General features: G+C 65.1%; 17 protein-coding genes. 7 read left to right on the forward strand and 10 right to left on the reverse strand.

Annotated elements, in window-relative coordinates; genetic code table 11:
• Positions 1–3 precede the first annotated feature (3 nt).
• From FIV09_RS07590 to FIV09_RS07615, 6 genes are all read right to left on the reverse strand, one after another.
• Entirely contained in the window at positions 4–984 is a 981-nt protein-coding gene (locus FIV09_RS07590; protein WP_152449421.1) for a phosphoadenosine phosphosulfate reductase, read from the reverse strand.
• 114 nt (positions 985–1,098) lie between these two features.
• Positions 1,099–2,148 carry a glycosyltransferase family 2 protein gene (locus tag FIV09_RS07595; protein WP_152449422.1) on the reverse strand — a complete coding sequence of 350 codons (1,050 nt, stop codon included), beginning with the start codon at positions 2,146–2,148 and terminating at the stop codon, positions 1,099–1,101.
• A 4-nt stretch (positions 2,149–2,152) separates the two neighbouring features.
• Positions 2,153–2,845, reverse strand: a complete 693-nt coding sequence (locus FIV09_RS07600; protein WP_152449423.1) for an FkbM family methyltransferase — start codon at positions 2,843–2,845, stop codon at positions 2,153–2,155.
• Positions 2,846–2,847: 2 nt separating this feature from the next.
• Positions 2,848–5,223, reverse strand: coding sequence for a glycosyltransferase family 2 protein (locus FIV09_RS07605; RefSeq protein ID WP_152449424.1), 2,376 nt, complete (start codon positions 5,221–5,223; stop codon positions 2,848–2,850).
• On the reverse strand, positions 5,220–5,849 hold the full coding sequence (locus tag FIV09_RS07610) for a sulfotransferase family protein (RefSeq protein ID WP_152449425.1): 630 nt from the start codon (positions 5,847–5,849) through the stop codon (positions 5,220–5,222). The genes FIV09_RS07605 and FIV09_RS07610 overlap by 4 nt, the downstream gene beginning before the upstream one ends.
• Positions 5,846–6,877 carry a glycosyltransferase family 2 protein gene (locus tag FIV09_RS07615; protein ID WP_152449426.1) on the reverse strand — a complete coding sequence of 344 codons (1,032 nt, stop codon included), beginning with the start codon at positions 6,875–6,877 and terminating at the stop codon, positions 5,846–5,848. Before FIV09_RS07615 ends, FIV09_RS07610 begins: the two co-directional genes overlap by 4 nt.
• A gap of 231 nt (positions 6,878–7,108) precedes the next feature.
• Between FIV09_RS07615 and FIV09_RS07620 the strand changes: the two genes are divergently transcribed.
• The 3 genes from FIV09_RS07620 to FIV09_RS07630 all read left to right on the forward strand — a co-directional run bounded on the left by FIV09_RS07620 (position 7,109) and on the right by FIV09_RS07630 (position 9,881).
• Positions 7,109–8,017, forward strand: a complete 909-nt coding sequence (locus FIV09_RS07620) for a MoxR family ATPase (protein WP_152449427.1) — start codon at positions 7,109–7,111, stop codon at positions 8,015–8,017.
• A 33-nt stretch (positions 8,018–8,050) separates the two neighbouring features.
• A complete protein-coding gene (locus tag FIV09_RS07625) occupies positions 8,051–9,310 on the forward strand; it encodes a VWA domain-containing protein (protein WP_152449428.1) in 1,260 nt (419 codons plus the stop codon).
• A gap of 142 nt (positions 9,311–9,452) precedes the next feature.
• Positions 9,453–9,881 carry a DUF4174 domain-containing protein gene (locus FIV09_RS07630; RefSeq protein ID WP_254702325.1) on the forward strand — a complete coding sequence of 143 codons (429 nt, stop codon included), beginning with the start codon at positions 9,453–9,455 and terminating at the stop codon, positions 9,879–9,881.
• Here the strand turns inward: FIV09_RS07630 and purL are convergent.
• The 3 genes from purL to FIV09_RS07645 all read right to left on the reverse strand — a co-directional run bounded on the left by purL (position 9,878) and on the right by FIV09_RS07645 (position 13,116).
• Positions 9,878–12,037, reverse strand: coding sequence for a phosphoribosylformylglycinamidine synthase subunit PurL (purL, locus tag FIV09_RS07635; protein ID WP_152449429.1), 2,160 nt, complete (start codon positions 12,035–12,037; stop codon positions 9,878–9,880). The genes FIV09_RS07630 and purL overlap by 4 nt on opposite strands.
• A gap of 135 nt (positions 12,038–12,172) precedes the next feature.
• On the reverse strand, positions 12,173–12,733 hold the full coding sequence (locus FIV09_RS07640; RefSeq protein ID WP_152449430.1) for a DUF6151 family protein: 561 nt from the start codon (positions 12,731–12,733) through the stop codon (positions 12,173–12,175).
• 152 nt (positions 12,734–12,885) lie between these two features.
• Positions 12,886–13,116 carry a DUF1127 domain-containing protein gene (locus FIV09_RS07645; protein WP_152449431.1) on the reverse strand — a complete coding sequence of 77 codons (231 nt, stop codon included), beginning with the start codon at positions 13,114–13,116 and terminating at the stop codon, positions 12,886–12,888.
• 146 nt (positions 13,117–13,262) lie between these two features.
• On the opposite strand from FIV09_RS07645, the gene FIV09_RS07650 reads away from it, so the two are divergent.
• The 4 genes from FIV09_RS07650 to FIV09_RS07665 all read left to right on the forward strand — a co-directional run bounded on the left by FIV09_RS07650 (position 13,263) and on the right by FIV09_RS07665 (position 17,317).
• Positions 13,263–14,666, forward strand: a complete 1,404-nt coding sequence (locus tag FIV09_RS07650; RefSeq protein ID WP_152449432.1) for a PLP-dependent aminotransferase family protein — start codon at positions 13,263–13,265, stop codon at positions 14,664–14,666.
• A 249-nt stretch (positions 14,667–14,915) separates the two neighbouring features.
• Positions 14,916–15,380, forward strand: coding sequence for a 50S ribosomal protein L13 (rplM, locus tag FIV09_RS07655; RefSeq protein WP_152449433.1), 465 nt, complete (start codon positions 14,916–14,918; stop codon positions 15,378–15,380).
• Positions 15,380–15,877: a 30S ribosomal protein S9 gene (rpsI, locus tag FIV09_RS07660; RefSeq protein WP_152449434.1), complete on the forward strand. Its 498-nt coding sequence runs from the start codon at positions 15,380–15,382 to the stop codon at positions 15,875–15,877. Before rplM ends, rpsI begins: the two co-directional genes overlap by 1 nt.
• A gap of 405 nt (positions 15,878–16,282) precedes the next feature.
• The gene (locus FIV09_RS07665) at positions 16,283–17,317 is read left to right on the forward strand and encodes a glycosyltransferase family 2 protein (protein ID WP_172975654.1); all 1,035 of its coding nucleotides are present in this window, start codon (positions 16,283–16,285) and stop codon (positions 17,315–17,317) included.
• On the opposite strand, the gene FIV09_RS07670 is transcribed toward FIV09_RS07665, so the two are convergent.
• Positions 17,314–18,168, reverse strand: a complete 855-nt coding sequence (locus FIV09_RS07670; protein ID WP_152449436.1) for a sulfotransferase family protein — start codon at positions 18,166–18,168, stop codon at positions 17,314–17,316. The genes FIV09_RS07665 and FIV09_RS07670 overlap by 4 nt on opposite strands.
• Positions 18,169–18,171 lie beyond the last annotated feature (3 nt).

The following is an 18,171-nucleotide window of genomic DNA, read 5'->3' on the forward strand; positions in this document are numbered from 1 at the left end:
GCTTCACTCTGCGGCGGTCTTTCCGTCCTGATCGTTGGGGGTCTCGTCGACCTCCGCGCTTGCCTCATCGATCCGGCGCAAGGCGCGCAGACGGCGTCGGAATCGCGGAGCGCTCTTGCGGGTGGCCACATTGGTGCAGAGCCACCGCGTCAGCTCCAGACGCTCATCGGCCTCGACCCGCGCCAGCAATTTGCGCAGATACGGCCCGTAATCGCGCCGTGCCCGCATCAGCTTGGCGAAGCTCACGCTGTTCAATGTCCCGTCTGCCGCCTCGCGCAACACGTCGCGCAGGATCTCCATCTCGATCAGCGCCGCTTGCAGGGCCGAGCCCATGAACGGCATCGGCAGGCGCGTCACGCCTTCGCGGTGAAACAGGGCTGCATGCATCGCATCGAGCGTCTCGCGCGGATCGAACAGCACATAGCCGCGCAGGGCCGCGTCCATCATGTCCGGCGCGTAGCCGTAACGATTGGTGAAATCCATGCGCCGGTATTCGGTGAAGCGTTCGTCCCAGCCCGTCAGCCCGGGATCGAGCGTCGCCTGGGGCTGCGCCGCCACCACGACAGCGCCCGGCGCGCTGACCGAAAACGCCGCCGCCGCGTAACCGCAAGGGCCTGCGCCGTAAAAGATCACCCGCTCGAAATCGTCGAAAAAGCCGTCATCCGTCAGCTGGTCGAAAAAGGCGAAGACATCGCCGTCGCGGAACCAGGTATCGTTCTTCGACACCACGGACAGAAGCGACCAATCCTCGGCCTCCGCCACCGACAGCGCGATCGGGCGCGCGCCCTTGTCATAGGTGATGATGCCTGGAAACGTCTCGAAGCTGACCAGCAGCGTGTCTCCGCGTTCGTCGAACAGCGCATGGTGGCGATCGCCCAATGGCTCGAAGAAACCGGTCTCCTCGCCGATCTCGCCCAGTTGCGTGCGCCACGCATCATAGTCGAGCCCGGCAAGCTCGGTATCCCATGCGGTCTCAATCGGCATAATGCCACCCATCATCGACAAAAGGCGCGGAAAGGAGCGCCGTGTTCTGGAAACAATGCCCTTTCATTTTGACAAAAATGCGCCTGATGCAGGGAAATTCAAAGGGGGTTTGGTTCAGACAGCCCGGGTTTTTGCCGCACGCAGCCCGTAGGACTTGAGAAATTGTGCGGCATCAGCGGGCAAGGGGCGCGATGATGGCGTCATCAGGAGGCGCCCCATCAGGGCGCGATAGGGCTCCTCGAGCATCAAGGCATCGAACCGCGCGCGACGCCATGCCACGGCACGCGCGTGCAGCTCCGCCAGTGCCGGATCTGCGGCAAACGCTGCGCGCAAGGGGGCCGCGCGGGCGCTGACCTCGGCGATGGAATGGTCGTCCTTGGTGTCGAAGTTGCGCTCGACCCAGTAGTCGAGCCCCAGCAGGTCATCCGAATGCACGGCCCGGCCGCGCGCCGCCTTCAGGACGAATTCCTCCATCGATCCAAGGGGATAATGGTTGAGCTGCACGAGCGCGCAATTGTCCTGCCCGAAATTCGAAAAAATCCGCCGCGTGCGAAACTGCGCGTCGAGTTCCCGCCCCGACCCATCGAACCAGCGCGCCGTCTCGACGCGCGCCGGATCGGGATCGCGCGGGCGATGCACGCCGGGTTTTCGATACGTGCCGTCATTGCGATAGAGCGTCTTGAACATCGCCGACCGCCAAGGCCAGTGCATGACCTGCGGGGCGGCGCGCGTGAACCGCTCCGGCACGGGCGCGGGATCGTAGCGGGCCTGCCCGCCGCATCCGAACAGCCGCCACGTCAGGGTGATCGCCTGCGCCTCGGGCAGGGCGTTGATCAGCGCGGGCAGGTCGCGCGCGCCCACATGCACGTTGACGAACTCGTCCACATCGAGCGGCAGGATCCAGTCCGCAGCCTGCGTGACGGGCTGCTTGGCCGCATCCTTCAGCGCGGTGAACTGAATGCCCCCCTTGTCATAAGGCCCCGGATTGGGCCGATGCGTCACATGGCCGAGCTCGGCCAGCCGGTCCAGGATCCGATCCGTGCCGTCCTCGCACGCGTTCGTATAGGCCAGAACGTGGCTGATGCCCGCCGCCTGCGCATGGGCCAGCCAATCCAGAAGATAGGCCCCTTCGTTGCGCACACAGAGGATCGCAAGTATATTCAATGGGCTAGAAGCCTTTCTTGAAGCAGACCACCTTGGCGTGGCTGACTTTCGGAAAATAGGTCAGTCCGGCGCGGTGGAAGGCGTCGAACACGGCCTGCACGCCATCCTGACCGATCCATTGCGGATGCAGTTCCACCACAGCCGCGCGCAGATGCGACAGGTCCGCGGCGGGCAGCAGATGGGCCTCGGCCCCTTCGATATCGCAGACGAGGAAGGTGGGTTTCAGCCGCGCGGTCACCGCCGCGATGTCGATCTGCGGCACCTCCACGGTCTCGACGATGGTGTCGGGATCGTCCTCGCGGCACAGCGACGAGGCCAGGAAGTCGCGGCGGATATAGAACGGTACCGGGTCGCCGCCGCCCTCCGACAGGATTGCATTGTGCGACGCGATCTCCGTGCGCTCGTTCAGCGCGTGCACGGCCCGGATGAAAGGCAGCAGGCGCGGATTGGCCTCATAGGTCTCGATCGCCTCCAGCGGTCGCCGCCGCGCCATGAGCGTCGACATGTAGCCGATGCCCGATCCCAGTTCGAGCACGCGGTCGTCCCGGCGCAGAAGCTGCACCACCGCGCGCGTTTCCTTGTCCTCGTAACCCTCTGTCGTCAGGGCCTTTTCCGTACGACGCGAGATGAAATCCCGGTCTCGGGGAAAGCGCAGGCCATTCGGGGTCTCGAAGGTGTCGGTGACGTCCATGTCCATGTTCAGCTCTCCATATCGAGCGCCAGCGCATAGGCGACGCGTTCCATTTCGGTCAGCTCCAACCGCACGGCCTGCTGATAAAGCTCTTCGAATTCCGGCATGCCGTGCAATTCCCGGGCTTTCGCGCGATGCCAATCGAGGCCCGCCGCGTGCAGGCGCGCCAGTTCCGGATCGGCCAGCAAGCGGTCATATTCCGCCTTGAGCCGCGGCACGTTGCGCTTGATCGTGATATCCCGCGCCCCGGACCAATCCATGCGGATCCAGTAGTTCAGACCGATGGAGCGGTCGACATGCAGCGCGCGGCCCCGCTGGCGTTTGATCAGGAAGCTTTCCGCCGACCGAAGTGCATAATGATTGAGCTGCAACAGGTCGTAACCAATGGATTTTTTCGAAGAGCGCCATCCGTTCTGAATGGCCTCGCCCGTCATGTCCTCGCCCGATCCGTTGACCCAGCGCACGCGGGCCTCGGCGCCATCGATCAGCTTGTTGGGCCGGTGGCAGGAAATCTTCTGGTAAGCCCCGATATTGCGGAACATCGTCTTGTAACCCCAGACCGTGTGCGGCTTGGGGCAGTAACGCGGCGCGCATTGATCGAATTGTTCGATCACGAACTGATCGGAGAGCTGCGTCACCCCAGAATGGCCGAAAAGCCGCCAGGTCATCGCGACATTCGTGGCCTCCGGCACGCGCGCGAAAAAATCGTCCAGCGTGCCGTTTCCGCAGCGCACATTGATGAACTCGTCCACGTCGATATGGATGATCCAGTCCGCCTGCCGGATCACCGGCTCCTTCAGCGCCTGGTTGAGCGCGTGCTGCTGCGGCGACTTGCCTTTCCAATCGTCGTTGTTGCGATGCTGGACGATGCCAAGCGCGTCGAGCCGGTCGAGGATTTCGCTCGTCCCGTCCTCGCAACCATTTGTATAGATGAGGAAATTATCGACCCCGATCGCGCGGTGATAGGCCACCCATTCGAGGATATAGGGCGCCTCGTTCTTCATGCAGCCCACGATGACGCGGCCTTTCTGACCCTCGGGCAGATCGCGCGGCGGGTGTTCGGTGAAAGCCGCTGCCAGCTCTTCCTCGTTGACGCGGCCAAGCTTGTTGTGGGGCGCGAAGGGCGATCCCTTGAGCTGCGCGAATTTCTGTTTCGCAAGCGGCGGCATCATCGCCTTTGCCGTCGTGGTCAGCCCGGCTTCCGGCACGGGGCCCGTCTCGGGCGCCTCGCTGGGCAGGCCCACTTCGAGTTGTGCGAGCTCCGCCGCTTTGCTGTCGCGTTCCTCCTTCGCGGCCTGATCGATGCGCCAGCGCGCGGCCATCAGGTATTGCGTCGCGCGAAAGCCCATCTGCGGATCAGCCTCGGTCCAGGGGTCGGACTGAACGGGCGGGATCAGCGGGGCGAAACCGAGCAGCGGATGCGCTTCATGCAGTGCTTCAAGGTCAGGCTTGAACCGATTGGAAATGCTGAACAATGCGCCGGTATTGATCGGCGCGCCATCGATTTTCATTTCCATGACAAGCTTGCGCCAAAGCGGACGTCCGAGGATCGTCTCGGGCTTTTCCAGAAGCCGCAGCACAACATCATTGAACATCCGCGCCCGCGTCAGCCAGACCTCGGGCGGTGCGGCCGGACGGGTGACCTCTTCGGCCCGGCCGAAATTCGCCTCGATGCCGAACGCCGCGCGCAAGGCCTCCGTCGCGCGCTCCGACCAGAGCGTATCGGGATCAAGCCCCCAAAGCCGGGTCGCACCGGCCCCGAAGGTGCCATCCCATTCCGCGACAAGGCGTTTCAGATCAAGCCAGTAGGGCGCGCCCTGCACATCCGAAAAGACGCCTTTCTCAGGGGCCGGATCGGGCCGGGTTGCCAGCGCCGCATCCCACCAGCTTTCGGCCTCCAGCAATCCCAACTCCTGGGTCAAAGGCACGGCGCGTCCTTCGATCACCTGCGCTGCATAGGCGCGCGCGAGCATCCGCGCCGGGTCATCCACCTGCGCCAGAACCGTGATATCGTCCGAGATCGGCAGCAGCAGGTCGCGCAAGCGCGCACGTTCGCTCGTCGATGTCAGGGCCGATCCCAGCTGATGACACGACAGGATCAGGACGTCCGGCGCGACGCGCTCGGCCTCCGCGCGCAAGGCCGCGGCGACCTCATCGCGCAAGGCCGCCTGTTTCTCGGGCAGGGTGAAGCCGCGATTGAACCGCAGCGTATCGACCGCATCGGGATCGCTGACGGCCATGAAAAGCCGCGTGTGGTTCTTGGCACCGGGCGAGCGGGCGTAAAGCACGCCTTTGCCCGCCAATTGCTCCCGCTTGTCGTTGAAGATGCGCTGGATGCGTTCGGAGGATTGTGCCTCGGGGCCGATATGCAGGACGATCCTCACGAGGCGGCCTCGGGCGCGCGTTCATTCGCGTGGCCCCACCAGGGCAGCTCCAATCCCAGAAAGGCGCCAATTTTTTCAGGGGCTTGCGGGTCGGAGATGTTGTATTCCATGAAGTCGGCGCGCCCCTCGAAAGCGGCCCGCAGATAGGCGTAATGGCCCGCAACCCAGCGCTCCAGCTCCGGCGCGTCCTGACCATATCCTTCCGGCAGGCCCGGGATCGCGTTCTTCGGCAGCCGCCCCGTTCCAAGGTTCCGCCAGGCCAGCATGCTTTCCACGATATCGGCGGGTGCGCGGTAGGACAGCAGGAACTTCGTGCCCGGATGATGGGCCGAGATGGCCGCAAGAAGCCCGTAATCGAATTGCGGCCAGTAATTCGCCCCGCCGCCAATGGCGCTGATCTCGGAGAAGGCGTCGAATTCCGCCATCGCGGCCAGCGGATCACCGGTGGTGAAATACGCCTCATAAAGGCACTTGCCGACGAACTCGCCCTCAAGGGCGTCGTGCGTGCTTTGCTCGGGCCGGATCTTCCAATCCGCCACGTTGAGGCCCGCGCGGCGCAACGCCTTGCCCAGCGTCGTGGTGCCCGATTTCGGCAGGCCCAGATTGACCACACGCAAACGGCTCATGCCACGAGTCCCAGTTCCTGCATCAGCTCGTATTCGCCGGGCGGGTAGGGCGGCAGCGCCTTGAGATGCGCGTACATTTCCGCATAGGCCTCCTGCGCCATGAGCTGATCGCGCTTGGCGATATGCGCGGCCACCGAGGCCTCGTGCAGCGCGCCCAGTTCCGGGTCGGCCTTCAGCGCGGCGAGCGCCCCTTCGAGGGCCGGAAGGTAGCGCTGGATCGAGGTATCTTCCCAGGCGGGATCGTTGCGTTCGCGCCAATAGGTATCGTCGAAATCCCGGTTTTCGCGGTTCACATCGCCCCGGTCGTTCTTCACGAGGTAGCTGTCGAGCGAGCGCAGCGCGTAGTGATTGAGCGTCGCAAACGCGCGCGCGCCTGCGGCGGGAAACTTGCGAATCCGCCGTGCATTTTCCGCCATGAGGAACTTACGCGGCACGCGCCGCCCGGACCCGTCGGTCCAGGCGGGATAATGATGCGTCTCCACCCGCTTGTTGAAGAAGGGCCGGTGCGCGCCGTAATATTGCAACGGAAAATCCTGCCGGACCAGCGACTTGACCTCGATCGCGCTCTCGCCACACCACAGGTCGGGATTGTGGCTGCGAGTGAATTGTTCGATCACCGGGCGGTCGACATAGTCGCAGATCCCGTCATTGGCGAAGAACTGGAAGGTGACAGAGATGGCGCCGGGATCGCCGCAGGCCTCCACCAGCGCGGGGATCGTGTGATCGCCCACATGGATGTTCAGGAACTCGTCCACATCGGCGATCCAGACCCAATCGGCGGCCTTGACCACGCTTTGATGCGCGGCGTCCTTCAGTGCCTCCATCTGGTAATTCCGCCCCTCTGCCGGGTTCGGCAAGTGGATGACGCCGCCGCGGGCCTCCAGCGCGTCGAGCAGTGCATCAGTCCCATCGGTGCAATCGTTGGAATAGAACAGGAAATCCGTGACGCCGAGCAGGCGATGGAAGGCGATCCATTCCAAGAGGAACGGGCCTTCGTTCTTCACGCATGTCACCGCGGTTATCCGCATGACCGCGCGCCTTCGCCGCTGCCGCCCATTCGCCCTGACCCTTGCTCGATCCGCTCGATCCGTCGGTGCCCGTCTAACGCGGGACCGTTTCTTTTGCCTGAACATAGGCCACCGCCGGGAATCGCGTCAATTCCGCATCTCCCGGCGACTCCAAAACTGCGACCTATGCGCTATTGATTCCCGGAAGCGTTCCGGGCCCTCTGGCCCGAACAGCACGCGCGGGGAGGCGACATGACGACACCGGCATCCATCGACGAGGTTCAGACCATGCTGGGCGAGGCGGGCTATGTCTGCGGACGCGCGCTTGCGACCGTGGTCTTCCTGTCGCTCAAACTGGGCAGGCCCCTGTTCCTCGAAGGGGAGGCGGGCGTCGGCAAGACCGAGATCGCCAAGGCCCTGTCGGCCTGCCTCGGGCGCAAGCTCATCCGTCTGCAATGCTATGAAGGTCTCGACGCCGCATCGGCGGTCTACGAGTGGAACTTCCCCGCGCAGATGATCGCGATCCGCACCGCGGAGGCTCAGGGCAATGCCGACAAGGAAGTGCTGAACCGCGAACTCTTCAGCCCCGACTACCTCATCGAACGGCCGCTGCTGGAGGCCATGCGCCCCGACGAGAACGGCCCGCCGATCCTGCTGATCGACGAGCTCGACCGCACGGACGAACCCTTCGAGGCCTTCCTTCTGGAAGCGCTGTCGGACTTTCAGGTCACCATCCCCGAACTCGGCACCATCAAGGCCCCCGAGCCGCCCATCGTCATCCTGACCTCGAACCGCACCCGCGAGGTGCACGATGCCCTGAAGCGCCGCTGCCTCTATCACTGGGTCGATTACCCGACCTTCGAGCGGGAGGTGGAGATCCTGACCGCACAGGCGCCCGACCTGGCCGAGAGCCTGTCGCGCGAGGTGGTGGCCTTCGTCCAGCGCCTGCGTACCGAGGATATCTTCAAGAAACCGGGCGTGGCCGAGACCATCGACTGGGCGAAATGCCTCCTCGCCCTCGACGTGATCGACCTCTCGCCCGAGGTCATCTCCGACACGCTGGGCGCGATCCTGAAATACCAGGACGACATCCAGAAGCTGCAGGGCTCAGAGGCCAAGAAGATCCTCGACGATGCGCGCGCGAGCGTGGTGAACGCGTGAGCCCAGCCGTCGCAATAGCCCCGGCGCTCTAGGATGGAATACGCGCCGCTCGAAATCTCGGAGAATCCGCGCCTCGCGCAGAACGTCATCCATTTCGCCCGTGCGTTGCGCAAGGCGGGCCTGCCCGTGGGGCCGGGACGGGTGATCGATGCCATCCGCGCGGTTGAGGCGGCGGGCTTCACCGAGCGCTCGGATTTCTTCTGGACGCTGCATGCCTGCTTCGTCTCACGCCCCGAACACCGCGCCGTGTTCGCGCAGATCTTCCGGCTCTATTGGCGCGATCCGCGCTATCTCGAACACATGATGTCGATGATGATCCCGGCGATCCGCGGCGTGCAGGAAGAGCGCGTTGCGCAAGCCGCCGAGAAGCGCGCGGCGGAATCGCTGCTCGATGGCCTCACACCCGACATGCCCGAGCGGGAGGAGGAGCGCGAGGAAGACGTCCAGATCGAGATCGACGCCTCCCAGACCATGTCCGACAAGGAGCGTCTGCGCAGTCTCGATTTCGAGCAGATGTCCAATGCCGAGATTGCCGAGGCGAAGCGCATGCTGGCCAAGCTCAGCCTGCCGGTGAAACCCATCCAGTCACGCCGCCAGATGGCAGCCAATCTCGGCACCCATGCCGATTGGCGCCGCACCATGCGCGCGGCCATGCGCCAGGGGGGCGAGATCCGCAGCTTTGCGAAAACCAAGCGGCGACCGCGCTGGCCCAATCTGGTGGTCCTTTGTGATATCTCGGGATCGATGAGCCAGTACAGCCGGATGGTGCTGCATTTCCTCCACGCAGTCGCGAACGAGAAGGGCGCAGGCTGGGCGAAGGTCCATGCTTTCACCTTCGGCACGCGGCTGACGAACATCACCCGGCATCTGGGCACGCGCGACGTGGATCAGGCGCTGAAGGCCGCGGGCGCCGAGGCGCAGGATTGGGAAGGCGGCACGCGGATCGGGCAATGCCTGCACGCCTTCAACCGCGACTGGTCGCGGCGGGTCATGGGGCAGGGCGCGGTGGTGCTGCTCATCACAGACGGGCTCGACCGCGACCCCGAGGAGGGGCTGGAGCGGGAGATGGAGCGGCTGCACCTGTCCTCGCGACGGCTCATCTGGCTCAATCCGCTGCTGCGCTGGGACGGTTTCGCGCCCAAGGCACGCGGCATTCGCGCCATGCTGCCCCATGTGGACAGCTTCCGCGCGGGCCATTCGATCCAGACGCTGGAAGAACTGGCGCTTGCCATCTCCAAGCCCGACGATCCCGGCGAAAAGGATCGCTTGTTGCGGGCGGTGGCCGAGGGGTAGCGCGCCTGTCGCACCTCTTGCGGGCTGGCCGACCGGGTGTTTGCGTTTATCTGGAAAGGTGAAACGCCCGGGCGGTGCCTGGCGTGTGGTCCGTGGCGTTTGTTCCCGCGGGAGAAGCCGTGGGGCCGAAAGGAGGGCACGCATGCTCAGATCGAGATACCTGGCCGGAGCGGTGTTCATGGCCGCGGGCCTTGGCACTGGCGCAGCGGCTGCGGACTTCCGCGCGCTTGATCCGGCGCGCGCCGATTTCGCCGATCTGCGCTGGCGGGCCCGGATCGTCGTGGTGCTGGCGGACGATGCGGGGCTGGCGGCCTACCGCGCGCAGATGGACCATCTGAAAGACGTGCGGGCGGGCCTTGCCGAGAGGGATATCGTCGTTTTCACCGATACCGATCCTGCGGCGCGCGGCGCGCTGGCGCGTCGGCTGGCTCAGGGGCCCTTCACCTTCGTGCTGATCGGCAAGGATGGCGGCGTCAAGCGGCGCGAGGCATCCCCCGTCACGGCGGACAGCCTGTTTGCCACCATCGACGCCATGCCCATGCGCCAGCGTGAGATGCGGGACGGGGACTAGGCGAAGGTCTCCGCGAAGGCGCCGCGATAGAGTGCCGACAGCTCCGCAAGCGGCGCTTCGGAGCCGCCCATGCGGAACGCGTCACCCTTGAAGCGTCCGACCGTGCGGATCGTGACGTCCGCCTTCGCGGCTTCCGACATCAGCCATTCGGCCGTGTCGAAATTGCACGCGATCAGGTAGCGGCCCTGATCTTCCCCGAACAAGGTCGCGGTGTCGTCCTCGTCGATCACGACGCCCACGCCTGCGGCCTCCGCCATGGTGAAGGCGGCAAGTGCCAGCCCGCCATCCGAGATGTCCTGACAGGCGCGGATATAGTCGCGCTGCGCGAGGATGAATTCGCCGTTGCGCCGCTCTGCCGCGAGGTCCACGGCAGGCGCATCGCCGTCATTGCGGTTGAAGACCTCTGCCAGAAGGGCCGACTGGCCCAGATGGCCCGCAGCCTCGCCCACCATCAACAGGACATGGCCTTCGCGGGCCTGACCGAGGATCGGTTCTTCGCCCGCCGCAATGAGGCCCACCGCGCCGATCGTCGGCGTGGGCAGGATGCCCGTGCCGTCGGTTTCGTTGTAAAGTGACACATTGCCCGACACGATAGGCATGTCGAGCGCCGCGCAGGCCGCCCCGATGCCTTTGATCGCGCCCACGAACTGGCCCATGATCTCGGGCTTTTCGGGATTGCCAAAATTCATGTTGTCGGTCGTGGCAAGGGGCCGCGCGCCCACGGCGCAGAGGTTGCGGAAGGCTTCCGCCACCGCCTGCTTGCCGCCTTCCTCGGGGTTGGCCTTGACGTAGCGCGGTGTCACGTCCGACGTGAAGGCCAGCTTCTTGTCCGTGCCATGCACCCGGATCACGCCCGCGCCATAGCCGGGACCCGCGACCGTATCGGCCATGACCTGGCTGTCATATTGCTCGAACAACCAGTTCTTCGCGCTGTAATTCGGACAGCGCAGAAGCGCGCGCAACCCGTCCACCGGATCGATCTGCGGGACGTCTTCCAAGGGAGCTGCGGCGGGCGTCGGCACCCAGGGCCGGTCGTATTCCGGCGCATTGCCCGACAGTGCCTTCAGCGGCAGATCGGCTTTCACCACGCCATTATGCACGATGAGGAAGCGATCTTCGGGGATCGTCTCGCCCACGATGGCGAAATCCAGATCCCATTTCTCGAAGACCGCGCGGGCCGCGTCTTCCTTCGCCGGATCCAGCACCATGAGCATGCGCTCCTGGCTCTCCGACAGCATCATCTCGTAGGCGGTCATGCCCGGCTCCCGGCAGGGAACCTTCTCAAGATCGAGCCGCACGCCCAGATCGCCCTTGTCGCCCATCTCCACCGCGGAACAGGTCAGGCCCGCGGCCCCCATATCCTGGATCGACACGACAGCGCCCGTCTGCATCAGCTCGAGCGTGGCTTCCATCAGGCGCTTTTCGGTGAACGGATCGCCCACCTGCACGGTGGGGCGCTTTTCCTCGATGGTCTCGTCAAATTCCGCCGAAGCCATGGTCGCGCCGCCGACGCCGTCGCGGCCCGTCTTGGCGCCAAGATAGACGACCGGACGGCCGACACCGCTCGCGGCGGAGTAGAAGATCTTGTCGGCATCCGCGAGCCCTGCGGCAAAGGCATTCACAAGGCAATTGCCGTTATAGGCGGGATCGAAGCGCGTCTCGCCGCCCACAGTGGGCACGCCGAAGGCATTGCCGTAGCCGCCGATGCCCTCGACCACCCCGTGCACGAGCTGCCGTGTCTTGGGGTGGCCTACTTCGCCGAAGCTCAGAGCGTTCATCGCTGCTACGGGCCGTGCGCCCATGGTGAAGACGTCGCGCAGGATGCCCCCCACGCCCGTCGCGGCACCCTGATAGGGCTCGATATAGGAGGGATGGTTGTGGCTCTCCATCTTGAAGACCACGGCCTGTCCGTCACCGATATCGACGACGCCCGCATTCTCGCCAGGCCCGCAGATGACTTGCTTCCCCTCGGTCGGTAGCGTGCGCAGCCATTTCTTCGACGACTTGTAGGAACAATGCTCGTTCCACATGGCCGAGAAGATGCCCAATTCAGTGAATGTCGGTGCGCGTCCGATGATCTCAAGGATACGCTCGTATTCATCGGGCTTGATGCCATGGGCGTCGATCAGATCGGGCGTGATGGCCGGTTCTTGCATGCGCGGGACCTCCGGAGGGCAGCTTGGCCGCTCTGTAAGCCAAGCGTTCCGGCGTGTGAAGGCCCTCACGCGGTGCGTGTTGCCGGTTGCGCCTTTCGGGCGCGCTTCACGATATCCCGCGCCAGGGCAGGCGCGTCAGGCCAGGCCCGCAGATTGCCGCGCCGTCGCATCGAGGATGTCTGGCTCCACCCGCAGATGCCCCTTCTCGAAGAAAGGCGAGCGCGTGCGCCCGGTCATCTTGCCGAAGATCCCGCGCCCGATCACACCCCAGCCCATGCGCGCCATGCCGGTCTGCTTGACCGGTTTCAGGGCCGCGGCGGTATGGGCGTGGTTCTGGCAAGGCCCGAAGGCCGCGCAATCCGACGGCAGCACGACCCCGACGAAGGGCAGGGCGGCGGTCGCGATCGTGTTGGCAACCGGCGTGCCGCAGCAATCGACATACCAGCGCACCACGCCGCGCCCGGTGACGCGGAAGGCCCGCAAGTGCGGCACGCCGCGGATCATGTGGAAATTGTCGGGCAGCGTCTGGAAGATCAGCGTGCCGCCCTCCGGGCTGAGCCGTGTGTCGGCATGGCCCAGATGGTGCTGCGCGCTTTGGCAGCTCTTGCAATAGCAGCGCAGAAGCGTGCCGGGCGTGCGATCGACGACTTCCCAATGACAGGTGCCGCATTGGCAGGGCAGGGAGAGGATGGCCATCAGAGCCCCCGAAAATGAATTTTGAACAATGAGCGCATTGTGCCACGAACCCACGCTTGCGCCAACAAAAAGGGGCCGCCCGGAGGCGGCCCATCAGGGAGAGGTCCGGACAGGCCGGGATACCAGGGGCCTGGCCGGAGATCGGACAAGGCTCAGCCCTGCCAGAACGGGCGACGCGCCTCGGCCTCGGCGCTGCTGCGCGAGACGCCGATATCGCGCAGGAGATGATCGTCGAGCTGGCCCAGATGATGGCGGGTGCGGGCGCGCTCGGACCAGACCGTCATCGCCACGGCGACCTTCAGCGCGATCGTCGCCGGCACGCCCAGGCGGGGGGCATCGGCGAGATAGGCGAGGTTGGCGGCATGGGAAACGGTGCTGGTCATGATCTTACTCCTTGGGTGTCTTTCCTAATTGAATGTCGTCAGTTGGCATGTGGCCTCTTCGATGGATTGTATTGACACAAAAGATCGCGCTGGCTACAAAATAGGGATACAATGTGAAATGTGTCTGGGTCGAGGGAAACATTGTCATGGATACAATAATATCGGCCTACGGAGACGTGCCTGCGGATGGCCCGAAATACCGCCGCCTCGCCGATGCGATCCGGGGGCGCGTCGCCGCGGGCGATCTGGCGCCGGGCACCAAGCTCCCGCCAGTGCGTGATCTGGCGTATGATCTTGGCATGACGCCGGGAACCGTGGCGCGCGCCTATACGATCCTCACCGATACCGGCCTTGCAACAGCCGAGGTCGGGCGCGGCACCTTCGTCGCGGCGCCGGAGCCCGCGCGCCCCGAGGTGGCGCCCGTCTGGCATCAGCCCATCGCCCCCTCCGAACCGGGCCTTGTCTCCTTCTACTCACCGCGTCTGCCCGATTGCGGACAGGTACAATTGATACAATCGGCTTTCACCCGGCTTGCGGACATGCCCGTGGAGCGCTTGATGAATTACCCCTCCCGTGCGGCGTTCCGGCCTGCGCGGCAGGCGGTGCTCGACTGGCTGGGCGAGACGCCGCTCGGCCCCGTATCCGAACGCGATCTGGTCCTGTCCCATGGCGGGCAGAACGGCATCGGCCTCGTGATGCAGACGGTGCTACGCGGGGCGCGGCCCACCGTTCTCGTGGAAGAGCTGTCCTATCCCGGCTTTCGCCGCGCGGCGGAGCTGTTGCGCGCCGAGGTGGTGGCCGTGCCGATGGACGCGCAGGGCATCATCCCCGAGGAGCTTGACCGGCTGGCGCGCAAACATGACGCCCAGCTGCTCTGCACCTCGCCGGAGATCCACAACCCGACCGGTCTGTGCACGCCGCTGGCCCGGCGCGAAGCGGTGGCGGACGTTGCCGCGCGGCGCGGGTTTCACATCCTCGACGATGATTGCTACCGGCTGGGTCGACCCTCCGCGCTCAGTTACCGCGCGATCCTGCCGGGGCAGGCGTGGTATGTCTCCTCGATCTCCAAGTCGATCACGCCGGCCTTGCGCGTGGGCTTCACCGTCGCGCCCGAAGGATGGCAGGCCGAGTTGCGCCGCGCGGCCGAGCATGGCTTCTTCGGCCTTGCCCAGCCGCTGGCTGATCTGGTCACCGATGTGCTGCGCGACCCGTCGCTGCCGGGCATCCTGAACGAGGTGCGCGCCACATATGCCCGCTATATCCGCACGGCGGTCAATGCGTTGGGCAGCTTCGACATCACTTGGCGCGAGGACATGCCCTTCCTCTGGCTGCGCCTGCCTGCGGGCTGGCGGGCTGCGGCCTTCGTGCAGGCCGCCGAGGCCGAGGGCGTGCAGATCCGGGCTGCCGACGAATTCGCCTTGCGCGACGGGTTTGCGCCCCATGCCGTGCGCCTGTCGATCAATGCGCAGGTTCCGCTTGAGGATTTCGAGGCGGCTCTGGCCCGGTTGCGGCGTCTTCTGGGCGATCCGCCCGAACGGATTGCGGTCTGAGCCTCTGAGTATATGAGAGACAGGGCAGGGCGCATTGCCGCCAAGGGTGATCCGGGTCTGCAGAATGCACTGAAATTCATGGGGTATATTGATACCTATTTTGCAAAGCATTGAAAACGCGCGATTTTGCCCGCTTTCCTCCGCTTGACTGTGCCCCGCGCATCCTTATAACCCGCCCATCGGATCGCGCCATTCCGGGGATTTGCCCCGGTCCGGCCACAGACACCAAGACCCAGGGGATACCTGACCATGAAAACCTTTTCGGCAAAACCGGCCGATATCGAGAAGAAGTGGATCGTGATCGACGCCGAGGGCGTTGTTCTCGGCCGTCTCGCCTCGATTGTGGCCACGCGCCTGCGCGGCAAGCACAAGCCTTCCTTCACGCCTCACATGGATATGGGTGACAACGTCATCATCGTGAACGCGGACAAGGTCCAGCTCACCGGCAAGAAGCGCCAGGAGCACTTCTACTGGCATACCGGCTATCCGGGCGGCATCAAGTCCCGCACGAAAGAGCAGATCCTCGAGGGCGCCCACCCCGAGCGCGTCGTCTTCCAGGCCGTCAAGCGCATGGTGCCCGGCACCCGCCTTGGCCGCCAGCAGATGACCAACCTGCGCGTCTATGCAGGGGCCGAGCATCCTCACGAGGCGCAATCGCCTGAAGTGGTCGACGTCAAGTCGATGAACTCCAAGAACACCCGGGTGGCGAAGTAATGGCTGAGCAGATCAACTCCCTCGAAGAACTGGGCCAGGCCGCAGGCGTCGACGCCGCTGCCGCGCCCGAGACCGAAACCCTGACGCCCCGCGAGCCCGTCCGCGACGAATTCGGCCGCGCCTACGCGACCGGCCGCCGCAAGGACGCCACCGCGCGCGTCTGGATCAAGCCGGGCTCCGGCAAGGTCACCGTCAACGGCAAGGAAATCAACGCGTATTTCGCGCGTCCCGTGCTGCAGATGATCCTGCGTCAGCCCTTCACCGTCGCCGGTGTCGAGGACCAGTTCGATGTGATGGCCACCGTCAAGGGCGGCGGTCTGTCCGGTCAGGCCGGTGCCGTGAAGCACGGCGTGTCCCGCGCGCTGCAGCTCTTCGATCCGAGCCTGCGTCCCGCGCTGAAAGCGGCCGGCTTCCTGACCCGCGACAGCCGCGTCGTCGAGCGTAAGAAGTACGGTAAGCGCAAGGCCCGCCGCAGCTTCCAGTTCTCCAAGCGCTAAGGCGTTCGGGTTCCAGATTTGGGAAAGGCCGCTCTTCGGAGCGGCCTTTTTCGTTGTGAAGAGGTCGGACGTTGCGTGACGGGACAGCGTCGGCTGACGCCCCATAGGCGCGGAACCAAGGCTGTTCGCAGCCGCCGCGCGAGCGTCATCCGGGACGCATGCCTGCGGCATGACCCGGCCCCACCGGATTGGCGATTTGGTGACGTTGGCGCTTCGTTCGTTCGATGCAATGATCTGCGCTGACAAAGCGCCGCGCTTAGTCGTTGTAGCGCCAACCCGCCGGACCGGCGAGACCTACCGATGCACGAGCAGCAGCCGAAAGCGCAAGGGCAGCCAGACGCGTCCAGACCCTTTCCTACGCAGCCCATCCCCGTTACCACATTTGCGACCTCGCCCGGAGCCCGCATGCGCCTCACCCTCGACGACCTCAACGCCCAAACGCGCCGCCACGGCACGCCCAGACCCGGTGCGCGCAAGCTTTTCGCGATCATGCGCGACGAGATCGCGCTTCTTCCGGCCTTTCTGGGACATTACCGCGCGCTCGGGTTCGAGCAGTTCCTGATCTTCGACGATGGCTCGACAGATGGCACGCGCGCCCATCTCGCGGATCAGGGGGACGTGGTGCTCTACGAGGCCGATCACCGTTTCGGCACGCCTGTCGAGATCGTCTTTCCAGACGGCACCACGCGCGCGGATCGCTTTGGCACATGGATCAAGGCGGCCCTGCCGCATGTGGACGCGCCAGGCGAAATCGTGGCCTATTTCGACACGGACGAGTTCCTGATCCTGCCGCCGGGCATGACCTCCGTCGCGGAGATTTTCGAGACGATGACGCGGGGCGACATCCCGGCGATCTGCGCCTCGGTGGTGGAGTTCTTTCCCGAAACGCTGGACGGGCTCGCGGGCCCCATGCCCGATACGGCTGAGGGGCTTTTCAGCGCCTATCCCTATTTCGAGCCGGAGCCGCTCGTTGCCCTGACACCGGATGCACAGCCCGATCCGTTCGGCACGTCCAAGACCAACAATCTGTTCGAAAGCTATGGCATCGGCGTGCCCAAGCCGTCGCTTCTGCAGCGTCTGACCAGGCGCAGGCCGAAACCGCGCTTCAACCGCTCGCCCCGGCACAAGCTGCCCTTTCTGCGCCGGGATGCCACGACCTGGCAGGTAGGCTCGCATTACGCCAGCCAGCCGCCCTCGGCCGATCACCTGTTGACCATCGCACATTTCGTATTCACGGCGGAATTTGCCGCAAAGATCGACCGCGCGCGCAGCTGGAAAGCGCATACCGAAGGCGCTGCGAAATACGACCATTACGCGGAGCTTCTGCGCTGCATGCGCGCCGAGGAAGGGCGTTTCGCGGACCCGTCATCCGTGCGTTACGCAGCACCCGAGCAATTAGTGGATGCGGGTCTGATGCGCTGGCCCGCGCCCCAGGCCTAGTCCAGAACCCGGTCCGCTCCGGGCCAAAGGTCGCGCACCTGCGGCAGGCGCTCCGCCACGGCGCGATAGACATGCGCGTAGTGACTGACGATTTCGGTGCGCACATCCTCGGACACTTTCGACCCCTTGCCGCGCGCGTTGACCTGCCGCGATCCCGCTTCGGCCTCGACCGGGACATCCGCGAACGCGGCAAGCGCTGCCGTGCCCTCGGGCGTGAAGATCTCCTCGAAGAGCGCGATATGGCGGTCCTCGGGGGCGAAGGCCGCCTCCATCGCTTCGAGCGTCAGGTCGTAGCGGCTCCGCGCCTCCGCCTCGGCGCTGGCGTAAAAGCCGCGCAACGGCGCGTCATTGGCATCCGACAGCGTCATGCGGCCTTTTTCCATCTCCATGCGCATATGGCTGCGCAACCGCTCCACCGGGTCGCGCATGACGAAGATGGCCTTGGTGGTAATGCCGCGCTCGGCAAACCCGTCGCGGATGCGGATCAGCGTCTCGGCGGGCAGGCCGGAATAGGAGGGCGTGATGTCGCCCGTGCGCACGACGCCGCGCTTGGCCAGCAGGCGTTCGAAATAGTCGAAATAGGCTGTGCGATCCTGCTGCAACCGCCAGCGCAGATGCGCCGCGGGCTCAGATCCGCCAAGGGCCATCTTGATGCGCGCACGCGCGGCCTCGAACGTGCCGGGGGCGTCCACCGCATAGCGCGCGAAAACGCCGCCCAGCTCATGCTCCCAGACCTGGTACTCGCCCAGGCGTCCGAAATCGCTGCCCTTGGCCCGCGCAAGATAGGCCTGCACCCAGGAGGAGCCGCATTTCTGCCCGCCGAGGCCCAGAAAGAAGGTGGGCGCGGCCATGGC

The organism is Roseivivax sp. THAF197b, assembly GCF_009363255.1.
Classification (GTDB): domain Bacteria; phylum Pseudomonadota; class Alphaproteobacteria; order Rhodobacterales; family Rhodobacteraceae; genus Roseivivax.